The sequence below is a fragment of the Janthinobacterium sp. KBS0711 genome, assembly GCF_000988085.1.
Taxonomy (GTDB): domain Bacteria; phylum Pseudomonadota; class Gammaproteobacteria; order Burkholderiales; family Burkholderiaceae_D; genus Janthinobacterium; species Janthinobacterium lividum_E.
Window position 1 is genome coordinate 62,787 of record NZ_LBCO01000033.1, and the last position, 19,033, is coordinate 81,819.

The window sequence follows — 19,033 nt, forward strand, 5'->3', positions numbered from 1 at the left end:
GCTTAAACAATACCATTAAAGATCAAGCGATGTCTACGGTACAGGCCCGCAACAGGCGGCGTTGCGGCCAATTTGGCAAATAAAAACGGCTGTTCTTGCCGTAGTGAAAATTGTTGCGCATTTATTGATTTCATCTTGGAAACTTCGTATGATTTGAGCAATATTGGCAGCGAGGGCCTGGCGGACGCCGCGCGCTTCGTCGTTGATCCCTGCCGCTTCGTGCTTCGTCGCCCCGCGCTATGCCCCGCAACAGGGGCGCCGTAGACTGCGTTCATGCCTGAATCACAGACCACGGGGAACGCATCGTGTTAAAAAAATATACGGATTGGTACCGCAGCGTCGATGAGGAATCGTTGCTGGTACTGAAACACCCGGAGATGGCGGAGCAGGTCCAGGGACGGGTGCGCCGCTACGTCGCCATGAAGCTGGTCAAGCTGACGCCGATCGAGCGCCAGCAGCTGCACGATTTCCTGCTCAAGTACCGTGGCGCCGGTTTTTACATCGCCGCGGGAAAGCTGATGCTGTTGTTCAGCGCCATCGGTGTCGCACTGCACCTGCTGCTGCCGGCCAGGTTCGAATTGCTCAAGGCCCTCATCTTCAGCAACGGCCTGGGTTTTGCGCTGGCGTGGGGCCTGGTGGGCGTGTGGTTCAATTACCGCAGTTCCGTGCGCAACAGGCTCAAGAAACTCTTGCTGATCGTGTCGACCTGCGTGGCCGGGGTGGCGGTTGGCGTGCTGCTGGCCGGCTTGAGCGATACCGGTTCCATGGACATGGCCTTCGAGCGCTTGCTGCGCGTGGGCGGCACGGCCTTGCTCGTCGCTTGCCTGTTTTATATGGTGCCGCTGGCGATCGTCACCACCTGGCGCAACCGGCAGTACGAAGCACTGACCCTGCAACTGCAGCAGGATGCCGAGCGCGACCGCCTGGCGCGCGAACTGAGCGAATCGCAGCTGCGCCTGCTGCGTGCGCAGATCGAGCCGCATTTCCTGTTCAATACCCTGGGCGCCGTGCAGCAGCTGGCCGAGCAGGGAGCGCAAGGCGCCAGCCGGGCCGCCGCATTGACGGCCGACCTGATCGCCTTCCTGCGCGCCAGCCTGGCGGAGATGCGCAGCGAGCAAGTGCCCTTGCAAAGCGAATTCGACATGGTGGCCGCGTATTTGCGCGTGATGCAGGCGCGCATGGGCTCGCGCCTGCGCTATGCGCTGGACTTGCCGGCCGAGTTTGCGCACGCGACGATACCCAGCATGATCTTGCTGACCCTGGCGGAAAACGCCATCAAGCATGGTATTGAACCAGCGCTGCGCGGCGGCGAGATCCGCCTGTCGGCGCTGCGGGTGGACGGCATGCTGCGCCTGCGCGTGCAGGACACGGGCATGGGTTTGCCTGCCAGCGGCACGGGCGGCGCACTGGGAGGCGGCCTGGGCCTGGAAAACGTGCGTAGCCGGCTGTTGCTGTCCGATCCGTCCGCCAGCCTGAGCCTGCGCGACGGCGAAGAGGGCGGCGTGATCGCTGAAATATTGCTTCCCATTAAAATTGCATCGAGCCTGAAAGCACCCGCCGCATGAACCCCACCATCCTGATCGCCGAAGACGAACCCCTGATGCGCGAGCGCCTGCTCATGCTGCTGGCGCAAGCCTGGCCCGAGGCGCACGTCGTGCTGGTGGCGGAAAACGGCAACGATGCCTGGGACGGTTTCCTCGAGCATGAGCCGGACGTGGTCTTCCTCGATATCCGCATGCCGGGCCTGTCGGGCCTGGAAGTGGCCGAGCGCATCGGCAAGCGCGCCCATGTGGTGTTCGTCACGGCCTACGACCAGTACGCCGTCGATGCGTTCGACGCGGGCGCCGTCGACTACCTGCTCAAACCCGTGCAGGCCGAGCGCCTGCAGCGGGCGCTGGCCCGCCTGCGCGACAAGCTCGGCGCCCAGCCGGCCGACATGGCCAATTTATTGCAGTCGCTGCGCGCCGCCTTGCCGGCCGCACCGCGCGACAGGTTGAAATGGATCAAGGCCAGCGTGGGCAAGCAGATTCGCCTGATCGACATCGACGACGTGTTGTTCTTCCAGGCCGACACCAAGTACACGCGCGTCGTGCTGGCCGGCTCGGAAGCGCTGGTGCGCACGCCGCTCAAGGATTTGCTGAGCGGCCTCGATCCGGAACAGTTCTGGCAAATCCACCGCGGCACCATGGTCAACGTCAAAGCCATCGAGGCGGCCGAGCGCATCGACGCCGAACGCATGCAGGTGCTGGTGCGCGGCAGCACGGAAAAGCTGCCCGTCAGCCGCACGTTTACGTATCTGTTTCGCGATTAGTGCGCAAGAAAAAACGCGCGCTTACTGGATCTTGGCAATCGACACTTCCGTCGACTTGACCAGCGCGATGACTTCGCTGCCTACTTTCAAATCCAGGTCCTTGATCGAGCGCGAGGTGATTACCGACGTGACGATGCCGTGCGGCGTTTCCACGTCCACTTCCGAGACCACGGGGCCAAAGATGATTTCCTTGATCTTGCCGCGAAACTGGTTGCGTACATTCACTTCCGAGATAGCCATGATATTTCCTTTGTGCCCGTAATACGCCATGCGGCGCGACAAGGCCAGAGTACGGCCCGCGCGCGCTTTTGACCACGAATCGATGCGCATATCGATATGCGGAAAGGCGTGCATCAGAAGGCAGCTGGTAGCTGCGCTATCGCGTTCTTGAGGACCAGGTCGCATCGCCCCATCATGTCTTCATATTTTTCGGGTACATCCTTGTTGCGACTGAAACGGTTGAGCATATTGATGCACATGTCAGTCAAATGATTTTTCTGCAAGATCTGGTCGACGATATGTTGCGTGGCCCTGGAGATATGCTCGGCTGCTTCTGGAGAAAGTTGATTGCCGTTCTCGTCTGCCACGGTCACAAACCTGGCCCCCACCTTGCTCGCTTCGACTTGCCGCTCCAATGACGCTACCTTGTCCTGGGCGGATACCACAGCCGCTCGCGCGGCAACGACATCAGCCGGCGCGGAACTGTTCTTGCCGTCCTTTGTCTGATCTTCCTGGAGCGCCCCCTTGTCATGCTGATCGCCGGTACTTTTGCCTGGTTCAGCTGCGGTGTCGCTCAAGTGCGTGAGTGTTGCCTTTTTGTCGCTGAGGTCAAGTTTTGCCTGTTCGAGTTTGCTTTGCAATTGTTTGCTGGCCTCCGTATCTGTCATTGGCATATTGCTTGTCTTGCGCGGAATCATCGCACCGGTTAATTGTTCGATGGCCAATACACCCAGTGTGAGATCTTGCGAGCGTGCCATCAGCATCATGACATCGCCGTCGGACAGCCAATTGTTTTGTGCAAACGCACAGATACGGAACAGATGCTCGCGCATCAAGGTGATCGATTGCGAATGCAGGCCGACACTTTGCGAATTGGCCTGCAACGCATTCGATACCGAAGCTGCGTTGTTGGCGGAGCTGACGGATGCGCCCAGCGATGAAATATAGGCTTGCAATGCGTCAGGGGTGGGCTCGGCACAAATGACACCTTTGGCATCGGCATATGCCAGGCGTTGCGGCGCATCCAGATGTATCGCAGTGGCCTGCTTGGGTAGTGCCGTAGTACGATCAATGGTGTTGAAATTGGCGCACGCCGAGAGCGACAGCATTACGGCGCTGCTCACGGCCAGGCGCCAGGAGGTAGGGGTGAGGCGAGCCGGCGCGGTCCTGTCGGAAACGCTGGTAGGTATGGTAGGCATGGTAGGCATGATGTGGCTCCTTGAACGTTGATGCTTGCATTGATCGGCTGGCGACGCCGCTGCAGGCCGCCGCCATTGACAGCATGGTGCCTGCCTTGGTGCGCGTGCACATCCTTCATATGAAGGATGTGGCGCTATTGGGAGGGGGCGTGAATACAGACGGCGCCGATCCGGTCATCGCCGCCTTTTACCGGGCGGCATTGGAACCGTTGCAGTGGAGCGTGGCCATGCGCGCGTTCGCCCGGCTGGCCGGTGGCGAAGTCGCTTGCTGTTTCCTGAAGGCGGAAACGGGCGCGGTACCCTCGCGCGGCTATGTGACCGGGCTGGACCAAAGTGCCTGGGAGGATGGCTACCGGCGCTACTACCATGCGCTCGATCCCGGCTATGCGGTCCTCACGCGCGGGCCGCCCGGGCGCATGCATCTGATGCAGGATTATTTCAGCGAGCAGACGGTGGCGCGCAGCGAATATTTTCAGGATTTCTATTTGCGCGCGGGCGTGCGCTATTCGTGCAGCGGCGTCGTGCGCGACAACGGCGCGCTCACCATCCTGTCCGCGCACCGCGCCGCCGGCCAGGGCCCGTATGACGCGAACACGCACAGCCAGCTGCAGCGCGTGCTCGAGCATCTGCCAAATGTGTTTCGCCTGCGCGATACGGCGCAGCAAGCCCAGGCGCATGGCGCGCTGGCCTGGGAGGCGCTCGATGCCTTGCCGCGCGCCATCTTGCTGGTCGATGCCTGCCTGCACCTGGTTTTCATGAACCTGGCGGCGCAGCGCTTGCTGGCCGCCACGTCGCCGCTCGCCGCCGTGATCACCTTGCACGGCGGTAAGGTCGCTGTGTGTGTGAGCCAGCTGCAACAGCAACTGGCGCCGCGCGTGCGGCAAGCTTGCCTCGGAATGGCGTGCCACCGTCCAGCGCCCTTGTATGCGAGCGATGCAGACGGCCGGCCGGCGCTGGAAATTGGCATCCTGCCGCTGCCCGTGCGTATCGGCCCGGCAGATGGCGATGGCGCCAGTCTGGCCATGCTGTCCTTGCGGCCGCTGTTCAGGAGCGGGCGGCGGCATTGGCCCGGCGCGGCCGAGCGGCCATGCGGCTTGACGGGCGCGGAGTGGTCGCTGGCGCTGGCCCTGGCCGACGGCATGGAGCCAGCCGCGTACGCCCAGCGCCAGGGTGTGCGCATCAGTACCGTGCGCAGCCAGATCCAGGCCATATTGGCCAAGACAGGCACGCACCGCAGCAGCGAGATTGCCAGCCTGTTCAGCGCGTTCGAGTGGCAGGCAGGCGCACCGCCATAAAAAAACCGGGACATGTCCCGGTTTTTTTATGGATACGGCGAAGATTATTTCTGATAAATCTTGTCGAACTCGCCGCCGTCGTCAAAGTGTTTCTTTTGCGCTTGTTTCCAGCCGCCAAACACGTCATCGATGGTAAACAGCGTGATCGGCTTGAAGCTGGCCGCGTATTTCTTGGCGACTGCGGCCGAACGGGGGCGCAGGTAGTGCTTGGCGACCAGTTCCTGGCCCGGTTCCGAGTACAGGTATTGCAGGTAGGCCGTGGCTTCCTTGCGGATGCCGCGGCGGTCGACGACCTTGTCGACGACGGCCACCGGCGACTCGGCCAGGATGGAGATGCTTGGATACACCACTTCAAAGTTGTCGCCGAATTCAGCGCGCACCAGTTGCACTTCATTTTCAAACGTCACCAGCACGTCGCCGATTTCACGTTGCGTGAAGGTGGTGGTGGCGCCGCGGCCGCCGCCGTCCAGCACGGGTACGTTCTTGAACAGCTTGGTAACGAGGTCGCGCGCCTGCGCTTCGCTGCCGCCTTTTTTCACGGCATAGCCCCAGGCCGCCAGGTAGGTGTAGCGGCCGTTGCCCGAGGTTTTCGGGTTCGGTACGATGACCTTGATGCCGGGCTTGGCCAGGTCGTCCCAATCCTTGATGTGTTTCGGGTTGCCTTTGCGTACCAGGTACACCATGGTCGAATAGAACGGCGCCGCATTGTTCGGGAATTTCTTGGCCCAGTCGGCCACCACGAGGCCACGGTCGACGAGGATGTCGATGTCATTGGCCTGGTTCATGGTGACAACGGACGCTTCCAGGCCATCGGCCACGGAGCGCGCCTGCTTGCTCGAGCCGCCGTGCGATTGCTTGATGGTAATCGTTTCGCCCGTTTTGGCTTTCCAATCAGCAATAAATGCGGGATTCACATCCTTGAACAATTCGCGCATCACGTCGTACGAAGCGTTCAGCAAGACCACGGGTTCGGCGGCACTGGCGGCCATCGGCAGGCTCATGGCGGCAGCGGAAGCGGCCAGGGCGCTGGCCAGGAACCAGCGGCGCGAGCGTTGGGTGAGCGTTGCTGCGGCAGTCGTTACGGCGTTGGAATGGGTCATGTTGAACTCTTGTTGTGAGAATAGATAGACATAGTCTAAAATTCCGGCCGGAAAAGAAACGAATTTTTCGTAATATGCTTAGATTCGATTCCCGTTTGCGCTAAAAAACAGATATCGATTTCTGGAAACATTCGTGGGCAAGATGCGCATCAGCACTTAGTCTGCAAGCATGGCGCCATAGGCAAAACCGGCCTGTGGCGCGCGGCAAAAAACCCGAATGCGCCGCTTGGTGTATAGTCGAATCGCACGATACAGGGGTAAAACCGTCTGCATCGGCAACTGGAATATTTTGTGAGCGTACATGAGTCTTGAAATTCGTATTGCAACATCGACCGACGCTTTCGAGGCGTGCAACGTATTACGACGCTCCATCGTCGAATGCTGCAGCCTCGATCATCGGGACGATCCGGCCATCCTGGAAGCCTGGCTGGGCAATAAAACACCGCAGATGGTGGCGTGCTGGTTCGCGTCGCCCACCAATTTTTCGCTGGTCGCAGTCGAGGCGGGCGCCGTGGTCGGCGTCGGCTTGCTGACGCGCGCCGGCAAGCTGGCCCTGTGCTACCTGCTGCCCGAGGCGCAAGGCCGCGGCGCCGGCAAGGCGCTGGTGGAGCGGCTGGAAGCGCAGGCGCGCGAGTGGGGCATCAAGGCCCTGCAGCTGCACAGCACGGCCAGCAGCCAGGCCTTTTTCGTCAAGCAGGGCTATATCGAGGCGGGCAATGTGCGTTCGCCATACGGTGTGGAAACGATTTTTTGCTGGAAGCAGATTGACGCCGCCGGCATTGCCAGTGGCGACCCCAAGCGCAAACGCTTTTGCAACTGCAATTCGGCCTGACGCCCCGTCAATACCTCAGCCCGCCCATCCGGCGGCGGGCCATTGCCTCCCTTTGCATCATCCCTTCAGTAACTGATCTGGATATACACGCCTTGCTGCGTAGCATCGTTTGCCGGTAGCAAGGTGCCGCCGGCAAACAATTTTAGGTCGCCGGGTGCGAACGCCAGCCAGTTTTCGTTTTGCGTCAGCGGATGCGTGGCGATGACGGCGATGCGGTCGTCCAGATGGTTGTGCTGGCGAAAGTCGATGCTGCGCTCGCAGTCGATCAGCTGCGCCACGGAAAACGGGTATTCGCGTATCACATAGTGCAAATGCGTGGAACAGTGGGCAAACAGCAGCTCGCCGTCCGACAGGATGAAATTGAAGGTGCCGTGGGCGGCGATGTCCTTGGCGACCTCGGCGATGGCGGCGCGCAAGTCGGCGCGCGCGGGTTCACCGAGGGGAAACTGCGTGCGCAAGCGGGCCAGCAGGTGGCAAAACGCCTGTTCGCTGTCCGTGTCGCCGCTGGCGCGGTAGTGCGCATTGGCCGGTGCGCGCCACGTTTTCAAGTCGCCATTGTGGGCAAACGACCAGGTCTTGCCCCACAGTTCGCGGGCGAACGGATGGGTGTTTTCCGGGGCAATGCGGCCCTGCGTCGCCTTGCGGATGTGCGCGACGATGTTTTTTGCCTTCACGGGATGCTGCTGCACCTGGGCCGCCAGCGGCGAATCGATGGCCGCCAGATGATCCGTCAGCAAGGTGCAGCCGCTACTGGAATGATAAGCGATGCCCCAGCCGTCGCGGTGCTCGTCCGTGCGCCCGCCCCGTTCGGCAAAGCCGGCAAAGGAAAATCCCAGCGCCGCGGGCTTGCTGCTGTTCATTGCGAGTAACTGGCACATGGCGGCCCTTCCTGATGGTATCGGTACATGACCACAGTAAAGGCCGGGGCAGGTGGCTGGAACGAATGTTTCCGACTATGGTTATGCGCTGGCCGTCGCATCCCTTATGTGCTGGGCGCATATCAAATGGTGAAACCATTCGTTCTCCTTTGGTTGGCGCTGCCTTACTCTGCACACTTTGGCGCCGTCTTCCCCATGAGGGCAGCTGGCGCAGCCCGATGAAGGAGCACGTATGCCATTTCCCGTCCTGAAAAATTACCTGGCCCGCCTGTCGCACCAAACCCAGGCCGGCACCAGCGTCTGGCTCGACGGGGAGGGCAGGGCGCTGGGACGCTTTTTCAATTGCACCATGACGAGCGCCTTCCAGCCGCTGCGCGAACTGGAAAGCGGCAAGCTGGTGGCGTTCGAAGGACTGGCGCGCAGCGTGTCGAAGGCGGACGAGGGCTTGTCGCTGTGGCGTTTGCTCGATCACGCGGCCAGCGACGACGAATCCGTGGAGCTGGACCGGCTGTGCCGCATGCTGCACGCCATCAATTTCTTCCGCCAGAGCGAAGCGGAGCAGTCGGACCTGTACCTGAACGTGCATGACCGGCTGCTGAGCGCCGTCAGCAGCAATCACGGCCACGCCTTCCAGCGCATCCTCGACGCGCTGGGCTTGCCCATCGAGCGCATCGTGCTGCAATTGCCGACGGTCACGACTAACCAGGGCTGGCTGCTCAATTACGTGGCCGACAATTACCGCCGCAACGGTTTCCGCCTGGCCATCAACGTGGCCAGCGTGCAGGAGGCAACGGGTATGCTGGAGCGCCTGCACCCGCATGCGTTCAAGCTTGACGCGGGCAACCTCAGCGACGAGCAGGCCGTCTCCAGCTTCGTCACCGTGTGCCATGCGGCGAAAATTCGCGTCATCTTCAAGCGCCTCGACACGCCGGCGGCGCTGGCCGCGCTGCAGCGCGTCGCCGCCATCACGGGTTTGCCCATCGTGGCCCAGGGATATTTATTGGACAAGCCCTTGACGGCGCTGGCGCAGGCAAAGCGCGACGTCGCGGCCAGTGTGGCAGCCGCATAGGGCGCCGGATGCTGAAATGAGGGCGGCACGATAGGCATTGAGGGTTTTTCTTCGCAGCACAATACGCTATAGTATTCCCATCGTTAAATTGGACTGACTATGGCATCGCGCAGAAATTTTCTACATCATGGTATGGGCCTGGCCGCGCTGGGCCTGGTAGCCACCCCGCTCATCGGCTGCGCCTCGCGCACGGCCGCTCCCGCCTCGGCTTCGGCCAGCGCCAAGCCGCACGCGCCGCGTACGGGCGTGCCGCCCCAGCCGACGCAACTGGCCAGCGTCGACCGCTCGATCACCTCGCAGTCGCGCCAGGCCATCACCGAGATGGAACCGCCTCCCGACATCTTCGACGCGCAGGCGCTGGACCTGGAATTCTGGCTCAAGCCCCGCACCCTGGAAGTGGTGCGCCCGGCCAGCAATGAAAAGGCTAAATTGCTGTACTGGAAAGATGGCGAAGTCATCGATTCGGCCTACCAGGAACTGTGTCACTTGCTGCGCGACGTGAACGGCAAGAAGACGGCGCCTATCGACCCGAAACTGCTGGAAACCCTGTGGGGCACGCAAGCGTTCGTGGCCCGCTACGGCATCGAGCAGCCGCTGGAAATTTTGTCGGGCTACCGCACGGCCGAGTCGAACAGCCGCCTGCGCGAAGCGGGCGTGCCGGCCGCGCGCCAGTCGCTGCACATCTCGGGCCGCGCCGCCGACATCCGCGTGGCGAATCTGAACGCGGAAGTGCTCGGTTCGCTCGTGCGCAGCTTCAAGCAGGGCGGCGTGGGGTTTTATTACCGCAGCGGCCCCCGTGGCGGCTGGATTCACGCTGATACGGGATTGCAGCGCGTCTGGAAAGGTTAAACACCTGACCAAACCTGCTGCGCGGTGCGCTTTGCGGCTTGCGATGCTCGCTGTGCTATGGCACAGCTGCGCTTCTCGGCCACAAATCACTGCCGCTCGCTACGGTTTTGTCAGGCGTTTTAGTCGTAGTGGTAGGGCGGCTCCGGCACGCTGTCGGCGTGGATCAGTTCCAGTTCATGCAGCTTGGCCGGGCGCTCCCACCAGATGCGCCAGCCGCGGCGCTGGTTTTCCCGTACTTCCGGGTGCGTTTGCAGATAGCCGTCGATAAAGCGGGTAAAGTCCGAGACATAGCCGCTGCGGCGGTAAGGTAGTCGATGGCGCATGCGCGTCCTCCCATGGTTTTTCCTTTTGACCGCCCTGGCGCGCAAAAGTGCCGCACTTTCCACCGCACTTTCCATATTCTCCATGAAACTCTCCAGCCATAACATCGAACTGTTCCTGGCCGTCGTCGACGGCGGTTCGTTCTCGGCCGCCGCGCGCGCCTTGCGGCGGGCGCCATCGGCTGTCAGCATGGCGATGGCCAACATCGAGGCGGAACTGGGCATCGCCCTGTTCGACCGGGGCGCGCGCGAAGCCGTGCCCACGCCGGCCGCCATGGCACTGCTTCCCCACGCGCGCCTGATCGCCGAGCAGTTGAAGCAATTGCACCTGCACGTGCAGGAATTGTCGCAGGGACTGGAAAGCCGCATTTCGCTGGGCATCGCAGCCGAGCTCGACCATACGCCCTTCCTGGCCGCCGTGCGCGCGCTGTCGCAGCGCCATCCGCTGCTCGACATCGAAGTGCTGACGGCGCCGCAGGACGACGTGCTCGACATGCTGCACCGTGGCCGCATCAGCGCCTGCATGGCCTTCGCTGGCGGGCGCATCAATCACGAGGAACAGTTCCAGCTGGTGGGCAGCGATGCCTTGCTGGCGATTATCTCCACCCAGCATCCGCCCGACGCGGCGGGCCGGCCCCTGTATATCGAGGAATTGGTGAATTTGCGCCAGATCATCGTGGCCAGCCGCGAACTCGACCTGGCTGATGCGCGCCCTGTGGTGGGGCTGTCCTATTGGCGCACGGACAGTTTGCCGATGGCGCTGGCGATGGTGGAGGCGGGACTGGGCTGGGGCAACTTTGCCGCCTCGGCCATCCAGGATTCGCTGGCGGCGGGGCGGGTGCGCTGCGTGGCGTTCAAGAATACGGGCAATGGCCTCGTCGTGCCGATCCACCTGGTGTGGATGAAGGACCGGCCGCTGGGGATGGCGGCGCGGTCCTTTCTTCAGTTGCTCAGCGAAGCGGCCTGAACATTCGCTGGCTCTTCCTTCGGCTGCTGCGCCGACAGGGGTACGCCGAACAGGCCATCGAAGAAGTAGTTGAAGATGAAGCTGTAGCACGGGATGATCAGCATCAGCGCGAAATCGAGCACGAACGCTTGCCACAGGCTGATGTCAAGCCACCAGGCGATCAGCGGGATCAGGTAAATGACCAGGGTGATCTGGAAGCCGATCGCATGCAGGATGCGGCGCCACACGGTGCGCGTGCGCGACACCTGGCGGATTTCCCAGTATTCGAATGCCGTGTTGTAGAGCAAATTCCAGATCACGGCGATGGTGGTGATCATGATCGCCAGCGGCCCCGTGCTGGTGGGCGACTCGCCCGAAAGCAGGGTCAGCCAGGCTGTGGAAATGGCCATGCCGATGATTTCAAAGGCGGTGACGTAGACGATTTTGCGTTTGATGCCTTGCATGTAAAGCCTGTAAAGAAGAGATGGCGGCCATTTTAAGTCAGGTATGTTGATCTTTAAAGTCAACAGCCGTCAGTTTTTCTGATGGATTGAGCAGGGTAATACCATGCGCGCCGCGAACGGTGGATAATGGCGGCTGGCGGGCAACCGGTCCCGCCGCATCACCGCAGAAAAGGTCAACGAGCATGCAAGGCGCAGCAGACAGCAACATCCCCGACGTTCCCGACACCCCCGCCAGCGGGGAAGAACCTCCCCGTTTCCGCCCCCGTCCATGGGAACACCTGGAAACGCCGTATGACGTGGAAGTGTGGATCGAGGAACATAACCGCAGCATGCAGGACAATATCCGTGCCACGGAAACGGGCGTGGGCATCTGCTTCACCTTGGCCGAAGGGGGCGATATCTATATGCAGACGAGCGCCGACGGCGCCGTCGTGCTCGACGTGACGCCGGACGCGGCCTGGGTCTCTCCGCTGATCAGCGCGGCCACGGGCTGCGAGGCGCCGGACTCGTCCTTGTGGGTCTTGCCTGACGATAAATTGATCCAGCTGATCGTGGGGTTGTCGAGCCTGGTGGCCAGCACCTTGCTGGTGGTGGGCCATGATTTCGGCTTGCGCCGGCGCCGTATGGGCATGGGCCGCTGAGCGCCCCTGTTGCAGAAACGTTATCTGTGACAGGCATGGCTCGACACTGCGCGTGGTGCGTGCTAGTCTCGCTACTGCACCCACCTGTTTGCCAGGGCGGCGCTGCAAAGGACAGCCATGGACACACCACCGCAAGCGGTACCTGCTCCGGATTCCTTCCCGCCCGGCCACGACGGCGCGGCGCGGCATGTCGCGCCCCTGCTTGACGATGGCGTCTTCAGTCCTGAACGGATGAAGGCCGAACGCGAACAAGCCTATTTCAACGATTTATACCTGCTGGCACCCGTCGCCTATTTCGTGCTGGGCCTCGATGGCGTGATCCTGCAGGTCAACCTGGTGGCGGCCGAGCTGTTCGGCCTGGCGCGAGGGCGTCCCGGCCACGTGCTGTTCCGTTCCTATGTCCACGAGGCGTTCCGCCGCGATTACGAACAGTTCGTGGAGCGCGTGCTCAATAGCAGCGAGCCCGAGCGCATCCAGCTGCAGGTGCAACTGCCCCCGCCGCGTCCCGGCGCGCGCGAGGCGGGCTTGCCCGTCAGCCTGCTGGGCAGCGCCGACCCGAACGGCCAGGCGCTGCGGCTGGTGCTGGAACAGGCCGAGGGCAAGCTGGCCGCGCTCGAACGCAGCGAAGAGCGCTTCCGGCGCATCGTGCACAGCGCCGAAGAGGGCATCTGGGAAATCGATGCGCAGGCGCTGACCAGCTTTGTCAATCCGAAGATGGCGCACATGCTCGACTGCCAGATCGAGGATATGCTGGGCCAGCCGCTTGCAGCCTTCATGGATGAGGAGGGGCGCGCCATCCTCGAGCGCAACATTGCGCGGCGCCAGGACGGCATCGTCGAGCGCCACGAATTCAAGTTCCTGCGGCGCGACGGCAGCACCTTGTGGGCCACCCTGGCCACCAATCCCATCTTCGATTCCAGCGGCACCTACCTGGGCGCGCTGGCGCTGGTCAGCGACATCACGGCGCAGCGCGCGGCATCCGAGCGCATCTGGCGGCAAGCCAATTTCGACCAATTGACGGGCTTGCCGAACCGCCACATGTTTCTCGACCGCTTGCAGCACGAGGCGGCCCACGCCAAACGCGAGGGTGCTTGCCTGGCGCTGCTGTTTATCGACCTCGACCATTTCAAGCAGGTGAATGACCGCCTCGGCCACGAGAAGGGCGACATGCTGCTGCGCCAGGCGGCGCGGCGCATCAGCGAGCGCGTGCGCAGCACCGATACGGTCGCGCGCCTGGGCGGCGACGAGTTTACCGTCATCCTCGCCGGCGTAGGGCAGCTGGGCGGCATCGAGCGCGTGCTGCAGGAACTGACGGCCGCGCTGGCCCTGCCGTTCGTGCTTGACGGCGACACGGCGCAAGTATCGGCCAGCGTGGGCGTGGCCCTGTATCCGGCCGACGCCGAGTCGCCGGACACCTTGCTGCGCCATGCCGACCAGGCCATGTATGCGGCCAAGAGTGCGGGGCGCAACAGCTACAGCTATTTCACGCCGGCCTTGCAGCAGGCGGCCGAATTGCGCCGCAGCACGGTGCGCGAGATGCGCCTGGCGCTGGCGCAGGACCAGTTCGAAGTGCATTACCAGCCCATCATCCGCCTGTGCGACGGCAGCATCGAGCGGGCCGAGGCGCTGTTGCGCTGGCGCCATCCGCTGCGCGGCTTGCTGGCGCCCGCCGATTTCATCGGCTTTGCCGAGGCGAACGGCCTGATCATCGATATCGGCGAGTGGGTGTTTCGCCAGGTCGTGCGGCAGGCGCGGCAGTGGCAGGACGAGCATGGCGCCGCCTTCCAGATCAGCATCAACAAGTCGGCCGTGGAATTTCGCTGCGATGCCGCGCTGTACCAGGACTGGGGCGGGCATCTGGCGCGCCAGGGGCTGGCGCCAGGCGCGATTATCATCGAAACAACGGAAGCCGTGCTGCTCGACGAGGCGCGCCAGGTGGTCGAACGCCTGCGCCAGTTCCGTGCCATGGGCCTGGCGCTGGCGCTCGACGATTTCGGCAGCGGGCAAGTGTCGCTCGCGTGCATCCAGAAGGCCGATATCGACTTTCTCAAGCTCGACCGTTCGCTGGTCGGCGAACTGGGAGGCGATGGCGCGGGGCAGGGCTTGTGCGAAGCGATCATTGCGCTGGCGCAGCGCCTCGGCCTGAAAGTCGTGGCCGAAGGCGTGGAGACGGCGTCGCAGCGCGACCTGCTGCGCGCCGCCGGCTGCGACTATGCGCAAGGGTATTTCTTTTCGCGCGCGCTGCCGGCGGGGCAGATGGACCGCCTGCTGGCGTCTCAGCCGGCGGCCTGAAGCGTCTCCTGCGCCTGGCCGGCGCCGTCCATCAACTGTTCCACGGCGTCCAGGGTTTCCGCATGGCTGACGGTGGCCAGGGTCAGGCCGGGCGCCAGGATGACGCGGTAGTGGCGGCTGGCCGGATAAAACCAGCGGTAGTTGTCGGTGCGGATGTAGTAGCCGACGATTTTCTTGTCATACGCCGAGGCGATGTGAATCACCGACGTATCGGGCGACAGGACCAGTTCGCAGCGGCGTATCAGGGCCGCCAATTCCAGGATGTGGCCGGTGGGCGGCGCGCTCATCACGTTGGCATGACCGGAGCCCTGCACGATCTCGGCGGCGCGGGCTTCGGTGCCCGGCGCGGCGATCACCAGCAGCGCATGGCGCGGATAGCGTGCCGCCAGGGCGGCGCAGCAGCGCTGGGCGTCGGCCACGCTGACCGTGCGTTGCGCATTGCTGCCCTGGAAATTGAGGCAGAACAAGCCTTCATGGGTACGCAGCAGGGTGTCGCAGGCGGCGTCGACCCGTGCCGCGTGCGCGTCCACGCCGAACAGTTCATAGCGCATGTCGATGTCGCGCAGGCCAAATTGCCCGAAGGCGGCGAAAAAGCTGTGCAGGATGTGGCGGCTGCGGTCGCACGGCACCGTATGGTCGAACATGCCCAGCTTCGCCGTCGAGGTGCCGTACTTGGGAATGGCAAAGCCCGTCAGGTAGCGCGCCCCCAGCCATTTGATACGCAGCAGCAAGGGAATCGAAAAGCGGTTGTAGGGGTTGAAGATGACGTCGTAGCGGCGTCGGCGCAGGTCGGCGATGGTGGTGCGCAAGTCGCGCAGCAGCGGCTGCTTGTCCCAGATGAGGATCTCGTTCACATGCGGGTTATCGGCGATGACGTCGCGGTTGGCGCTGCTGGCGGCCACGTCGATCTGCCAGTGTGGATAGTTTTTTTTCAGTTCGCGCAGCAGGGCCGAGGTGACGATCATGTCGCCGATCTTGTCGTTGCGCAAAATCAATACCTTGCGCACCTTGGCGATATCGAGGGGCTGCTTGCCGGATTTGCCCAGCAGGGCATAGCTGATCAGCCGGGCGGCGGTTTTTATCAAGGGAGCTCCGGAAGTGGATGACGGGAGGCGCCGGCGTAGTGGTGAACAGGCAAGCGACAGCAGCATCTTACGGATTTTCACCGTCCTGAGCCAGGGCGCGCGCCCTTTTTATTGCCGCGTGCGCCAGGGCGGCGCACGCGCGGGAAGCGGTTATTCCAGGCCCAGCAGGGCGACGACGCGCTCGCGGCTGATGCCGACCAATGCCGAGCTGATCGCCAGCAGCGATTCATAGCCGGGCTCGCTGGCCTTTTGCGTGAAGTTTTCCGCCAGGGCATCCATGCTGACGTTCACTTGCACCGGTTGCGCGCGGGCGACCCGTCCCGTCGCTTGCGCCAGGGCCAGGCTGACGGAACTGCGCGCCGCCTGCAATTGCGCCAGCGCCTGCACCACTTGCTGCAAGGTGGCGCGCAGGGCTTCCACGTCGCCGGTACTCCATTCTTCCGGGGCGATGGCGGCCGGTTCCGCATCCGTGCGCACGCGGCTCATCTGGCCGGTCGGGTAGCGGATGCCGCTGCCGCGTACGGACAGGCTGTCGCGCACGTTGGCCCAGGCCGCTTCCGGCGTGCTGAACACCAGCTCGCCATTCTCGCCCAGTTTGACGCCGATGCCCGATGGCATCAGGGCGCGGTCGAAGCGCGAGACGATTTCATTCGCGCTCAGGCCAGGTTCGATATTGACCGAGCGCAAAGCCTGGTTCGCGCCGCCGACGGAAAAGGCCAGCACTTCCTGCGGGCCTTCCTGCAGGCTGGCCATGGTCAGGCCGCGGATGCTGAAGTTCTGCTGTGCCGCCTGCGGGCTGGTATAGGCGAGCTGTGCGTCGAGCGTGCCGCCCGAGGCGCTGGCGCGCTGGCGCCAGGTATTGCTGAACTGGCGTACTCTGGCCTCGACTTGCCCTTCGCGGCCCTGGCGCGCGGCCAGCTTGGCCGCCAGTTCGCTTTTCAGCGCTTGCAGCTGGCTGCTGCTGCGTTCCAGATAGTCGAGTGTTTGTTGTGCGTTGGAAATCTCCCCCTGCAACTGGTGATCCCAGTTGCTCAGGCCACGCTGCAGGCTCGCCGTCGACCTCTTCGCCGCTGGCGCCTCGCTGCGCGCGCTGGCGCTGCCGTTGATGGCGGCGGACGCGTCATCGACGACGCGGGCGGTGCCCGCGCCTTTGGCATTGACGCCGGAAGAGGAGGAGGTCTGAACGATTTGCATGATGGTCAGAGAAGATCAAACAGGGAAATGGTGCCAACCTTGGCGTAGGCTTTATAGGTTGCCTGCAGGGCCGTCTGGTAGCCGGTCAGTTCAATGGCTGCCGCGCCCATGTCGGTCTTTTTCAAATCGGACAGGGCCATGTCGTTCGACAGCGACACATTGGCCAGGTTGCCGGAGAGCGTCGTGAGGATGTTTTGCGCGCCGCCGAAGATGGCGATCTTGCCGGAGAGCAAATCCATGCCATCATCTGTGCCGCCGAGGCCGTCGCTGACGATGGCGCGCACGGCCGGATCGTTGGGATTGACGCCCGGCGCGCTGAGGGTGCTGATAACCTGGTCGATCTTGTTGAGCCACACGTCCAGGTTCTTCACGTCGACGTTGGCCGCCTGCGTCACGCCATTGCCCACCACCACGGTCTGCGTATCGGTATTTCCGACGTAGCTGTAGCGCGAGCCCATGGTTGCCGCCGGGTCGTATTTGATGGCGGGCTGGTCGGTGGCCGTGCCGGAAAACATGTAGCGGCCTTCCTGGTCCTTCAGGTTCGCCGTGTACAGCACGCTGTCGCGCATGGCCGTCAGCGATTGCGTCATCGCATTCAGGTCGCCGGGCGTGTTGCTGCCGTCGGCGGCCCATACCAGCAGGTCGCGCGCCTGGCCCATGTCGGTGACCATGCTCGACAGGTAGTTTTCGTTTTTCAACAGGCGCACTTTCACCGTGGCGATATTGTCCTTGTACTGGCTGACCATGGCTTGCTCGCGCGTCAGGCGCGAAATGCGCACGTTGCCGATCGGATCGTCCGATGGCAGCTGGATGCGCAAGCCCGACGACATTTGCTGGGTCAGGAAGTTGATGCGTTCCTGATTTTGCTGAAGTGAAATATTGATCAGCGATTGGTACTGGCTACTGGCGACACGCATGATCTTCTCCTTAACCCATCATTTGCAAAGTGGCGTCAAACAAGGTATTTGCCACGGAAATGACTTTCATGTTTGCTTGATACATATTCTGGAACTCGACCAGGCTCATCGCTTCTTCGTCCTTGTTCACGCCGCTGGTCGATTTCCAGTCGTCGATCGCTTGCGAGCGCACCGTGTTGGCCGTCTTCAGCAAGGACTGGTTTTGCTGGCTGTAGATGCCCAGCTTGCCGACCAGCTGCGTGTCCGCGTCGCTCATCAGGACAGAACCCACCCAGCTGACGGTGATCGGTTGATTCTTAATCTCGATCAATTTCTGCAGGTTGCCGCTGTCGCCGGCCGCCCCCGTCAGCGACAGGGCCAGGTCCTTGGCGTTGAAGCCGGGGGTAATGCTCAGCTTGCCATTCGCGTAGGCCAGCAGGGGGCCGCCGGCCGTGCCGGTCATGGTTTTACCCAGTGCCAGCTGCGCGTTGATCTTGCTGGTGAGCTGGGTGGCCATGTCTTGCAGCGACTGCTGCAGCGGTTTCAGGGTATTTTGCTCGAACTCGCCCAGGCCGCCCATCTGGCCGCCGATGGCCACCGGATCGAGGACGTACGACGATTTGGCGAAATCGAGGCTCAGGATTTGTTCACCGGTGTTCGTCATGTTGCTGCTCAGGGTGCCGGCCATGCTGCCGATGACCAGCGGCTGGCCCGACTTCAGCGAGACATTGCGCGAGCCGTCCGGCTGGTCGAGCACCTCAATGCCCATTTGCGAGGCCAGGCCATCGATCAGCTGGTCGCGCGCATCCATCAGCGACGACACATTCGTGCCCGACGCCGTGGAGGTGCTGATGCGCTGGTTCAGCGCGGCGATATTGGCCAGGGTGGTATTGGCTTGCGGCACGATCGCTGAGCGTTGCTGCTGCAGCGACAGCAGCTGGTTGCTCATGACGGTGCTGATGCTGTTGAAGCGCTGCGCCATGGCGTCGGCGGAGGTGACGATCTGCTGGCGCAGCGGCGTCGACGTCGGGTCGACGGCCGAGGCATTGAGGGCGGCGAAAAAGCCGTCGATGCCGTTGCTGATGCTGGAGACATCGTCGCCCATCACGCGCTCGAGCTGGGTCAGGTAAGGCTGGGTCTGCGAACGGGCGCCCTGGTCGGACGCGGCGCGCCACATTTGCTGGCTTTTATAGGCATCGGCAAAACGCAGCAGGGCGGACACTTCCACGCCATTGCCGGCCGAGCGCACACCCACGCCGGCGCCAAGCGAGGACAACAGCACGCCCTGACGCGTGTAGCCCGCCGTTTGCAGGTTGGCGATGTTCTGGCTGGCCGCATTGAGTGCGGCCTGGGCGGCGATGCTGCCTGACAATGCATTGCTGATGATGCTCATTGGGCAAGTTTCTTTCGTGAAGAGTGTGGCGCGTGCGGGTGGGCAGGCAT

General features: G+C 62.8%; 20 protein-coding genes. 9 read left to right on the plus strand and 11 right to left on the minus strand.

The features are described 5' to 3' along the window. Nucleotides 1-305 precede the first annotated feature (305 nt). Both VM94_RS27360 and VM94_RS18920 read left to right on the plus strand, forming a co-directional pair. Nucleotides 306-1,565, plus strand: a complete 1,260-nt coding sequence (locus VM94_RS27360; RefSeq protein ID WP_052755830.1) for a sensor histidine kinase — start codon at nt 306-308, stop codon at nt 1,563-1,565. After that, a complete protein-coding gene (locus tag VM94_RS18920) occupies nt 1,562-2,311 on the plus strand; it encodes a LytR/AlgR family response regulator transcription factor (RefSeq protein WP_046684882.1) in 750 nt (249 codons plus the stop codon). Before VM94_RS27360 ends, VM94_RS18920 begins: the two co-directional genes overlap by 4 nt. Before the next feature lie 21 nt (nt 2,312-2,332). Here VM94_RS18920 and VM94_RS18925 read toward each other — a convergent pair whose 3' ends face one another. Both VM94_RS18925 and VM94_RS18930 read right to left on the minus strand, forming a co-directional pair. Beyond that, nucleotides 2,333-2,551: a TOBE domain-containing protein gene (locus VM94_RS18925; RefSeq protein ID WP_034757699.1), complete on the minus strand. Its 219-nt coding sequence runs from the start codon at nt 2,549-2,551 to the stop codon at nt 2,333-2,335. A 113-nt stretch (nt 2,552-2,664) separates the two neighbouring features. After that, the gene (locus VM94_RS18930; protein WP_046684883.1) at nt 2,665-3,738 is read right to left on the minus strand and encodes a hypothetical protein; all 1,074 of its coding nucleotides are present in this window, start codon (nt 3,736-3,738) and stop codon (nt 2,665-2,667) included. A 140-nt stretch (nt 3,739-3,878) separates the two neighbouring features. Between VM94_RS18930 and VM94_RS18935 the strand changes: the two genes are divergently transcribed. Then, nucleotides 3,879-5,024, plus strand: a complete 1,146-nt coding sequence (locus VM94_RS18935; protein ID WP_138828845.1) for a helix-turn-helix transcriptional regulator — start codon at nt 3,879-3,881, stop codon at nt 5,022-5,024. Nucleotides 5,025-5,068: 44 nt separating this feature from the next. Here VM94_RS18935 and VM94_RS18940 read toward each other — a convergent pair whose 3' ends face one another. Then, nucleotides 5,069-6,025, minus strand: a complete 957-nt coding sequence (locus tag VM94_RS18940) for a sulfate ABC transporter substrate-binding protein (protein ID WP_046685513.1) — start codon at nt 6,023-6,025, stop codon at nt 5,069-5,071. Between the two features lie 400 nt (nt 6,026-6,425). Between VM94_RS18940 and VM94_RS18945 the strand changes: the two genes are divergently transcribed. Next, a complete protein-coding gene (locus VM94_RS18945; RefSeq protein ID WP_046684884.1) occupies nt 6,426-6,956 on the plus strand; it encodes a GNAT family N-acetyltransferase in 531 nt (176 codons plus the stop codon). A gap of 65 nt (nt 6,957-7,021) precedes the next feature. Here the strand turns inward: VM94_RS18945 and VM94_RS18950 are convergent, their stop codons facing one another. Then, nucleotides 7,022-7,834 (minus strand): class II glutamine amidotransferase, encoded by an 813-nt coding sequence (locus VM94_RS18950; RefSeq protein WP_082127798.1) that lies wholly within the window; start codon nt 7,832-7,834, stop codon nt 7,022-7,024. Nucleotides 7,835-8,066: 232 nt separating this feature from the next. On the opposite strand from VM94_RS18950, the gene VM94_RS18955 reads away from it, so the two are divergent. Further along, a complete protein-coding gene (locus VM94_RS18955) occupies nt 8,067-8,903 on the plus strand; it encodes an EAL domain-containing protein (RefSeq protein ID WP_046684886.1) in 837 nt (278 codons plus the stop codon). Nucleotides 8,904-9,002: 99 nt separating this feature from the next. After that, nucleotides 9,003-9,752, plus strand: a complete 750-nt coding sequence (locus VM94_RS18960; protein WP_409929568.1) for a YcbK family protein — start codon at nt 9,003-9,005, stop codon at nt 9,750-9,752. A gap of 119 nt (nt 9,753-9,871) precedes the next feature. On the opposite strand, the gene VM94_RS18965 is transcribed toward VM94_RS18960, so the two are convergent. Then, nucleotides 9,872-10,075, minus strand: coding sequence for a DUF3460 family protein (locus VM94_RS18965; RefSeq protein ID WP_046684888.1), 204 nt, complete (start codon nt 10,073-10,075; stop codon nt 9,872-9,874). An 82-nt stretch (nt 10,076-10,157) separates the two neighbouring features. On the opposite strand from VM94_RS18965, the gene VM94_RS18970 reads away from it, so the two are divergent. Next, complete coding sequence (locus VM94_RS18970) at nt 10,158-11,039, plus strand: LysR family transcriptional regulator (protein WP_034757741.1); 882 nt, start codon at nt 10,158-10,160, stop codon at nt 11,037-11,039. Here the strand turns inward: VM94_RS18970 and VM94_RS18975 are convergent. Both VM94_RS18975 and VM94_RS28565 read right to left on the minus strand, forming a co-directional pair. Further along, a complete protein-coding gene (locus VM94_RS18975) occupies nt 11,015-11,482 on the minus strand; it encodes a PACE efflux transporter (RefSeq protein ID WP_034757742.1) in 468 nt (155 codons plus the stop codon). The genes VM94_RS18970 and VM94_RS18975 overlap by 25 nt on opposite strands. Before the next feature lie 37 nt (nt 11,483-11,519). Further along, nucleotides 11,520-11,666, minus strand: coding sequence for a hypothetical protein (locus VM94_RS28565; RefSeq protein ID WP_160309303.1), 147 nt, complete (start codon nt 11,664-11,666; stop codon nt 11,520-11,522). On the opposite strand from VM94_RS28565, the gene VM94_RS18980 reads away from it, so the two are divergent. Both VM94_RS18980 and VM94_RS18985 read left to right on the plus strand, forming a co-directional pair. Further along, nucleotides 11,665-12,123: a hypothetical protein gene (locus VM94_RS18980; RefSeq protein ID WP_046684889.1), complete on the plus strand. Its 459-nt coding sequence runs from the start codon at nt 11,665-11,667 to the stop codon at nt 12,121-12,123. The genes VM94_RS28565 and VM94_RS18980 overlap by 2 nt on opposite strands. A 117-nt stretch (nt 12,124-12,240) precedes the next feature. Continuing rightward, a complete protein-coding gene (locus tag VM94_RS18985; RefSeq protein WP_313902973.1) occupies nt 12,241-14,415 on the plus strand; it encodes a putative bifunctional diguanylate cyclase/phosphodiesterase in 2,175 nt (724 codons plus the stop codon). Here the strand turns inward: VM94_RS18985 and VM94_RS18990 are convergent. The 4 genes from VM94_RS18990 to flgK all read right to left on the minus strand — a co-directional run bounded on the left by VM94_RS18990 (nt 14,400) and on the right by flgK (nt 18,983). Next, a complete protein-coding gene (locus VM94_RS18990; protein WP_046684891.1) occupies nt 14,400-15,500 on the minus strand; it encodes a glycosyltransferase family 9 protein in 1,101 nt (366 codons plus the stop codon). The genes VM94_RS18985 and VM94_RS18990 overlap by 16 nt on opposite strands. Nucleotides 15,501-15,650: 150 nt before the next feature. Then, a complete protein-coding gene (locus VM94_RS18995; RefSeq protein WP_046684892.1) occupies nt 15,651-16,694 on the minus strand; it encodes a hypothetical protein in 1,044 nt (347 codons plus the stop codon). A gap of 5 nt (nt 16,695-16,699) precedes the next feature. Then, nucleotides 16,700-17,611 carry a flagellar hook-associated protein FlgL gene (gene flgL, locus VM94_RS19000; protein WP_046684893.1) on the minus strand — a complete coding sequence of 304 codons (912 nt, stop codon included), beginning with the start codon at nt 17,609-17,611 and terminating at the stop codon, nt 16,700-16,702. Nucleotides 17,612-17,621: 10 nt separating this feature from the next. Next, nucleotides 17,622-18,983, minus strand: a complete 1,362-nt coding sequence (gene flgK, locus VM94_RS19005; RefSeq protein WP_046684894.1) for a flagellar hook-associated protein FlgK — start codon at nt 18,981-18,983, stop codon at nt 17,622-17,624. Nucleotides 18,984-19,033 lie beyond the last annotated feature (50 nt).